1 protein-coding gene is annotated in these 542 nt (G+C 74.7%); it reads left to right on the forward strand.

Annotation, left to right across the window (positions count from 1 at the left end; all coding sequences use genetic code 11):
* Positions 1-542, forward strand: a 542-nt coding sequence (locus HEQ75_RS27765; RefSeq protein ID WP_456237404.1) for a hypothetical protein, incomplete at both ends; no start/stop codon positions are given.

Consider the following 542-nt stretch of genomic DNA (forward strand, 5'->3'; position numbering starts at 1 on the left):
CTGGCGGCGCTGACGACGACGCAGGTGGCGGGGCTGACCAGCCAGCAGGTGGCGGCGCTGACCTCGACGCAGGCGGCGGCGCTGGAGACGACGGACCTGGCGGTGCTGTCCACGGCGCAGCTGCGCGGCCTCGGCACGACGCAGATCGCGGCGCTGACCACGACGCAGGCCACCGCGCTGACCACGACGCAGCTGAACGCGCTGACCACGACGCAGTTCGGCGCGCTGACGACGACGCAGGCGGCGGCGCTGACGACGACGCAGATCGCCGGTCTGGGCACGACGCAGGTGGCGGGGCTGGGCAGCGCGCAGCTGGCGGCGCTGACGACGACGCAGGTGGGGGCGCTGACCAGCACGCAGATGGGGGCGATCCGCAGCAGCCAGATCCGCGGCCTTGAGACCTCGGACATCGCGGCGCTGACGACGACGCAGATCGGCGGGCTGGGCAGCGCGCAGGTGACGGGGCTGACCTCGACGCAGGCCGGCGCGCTGGAGACGACGGACCTGGCGGCGCTGACGACGACGCAGCTGCGCGGGCTGGC

The sequence above is a fragment of the Falsiroseomonas selenitidurans genome (genome assembly GCF_012103215.1).
Lineage (GTDB): Bacteria > Pseudomonadota > Alphaproteobacteria > Acetobacterales > Acetobacteraceae > Falsiroseomonas > Falsiroseomonas selenitidurans.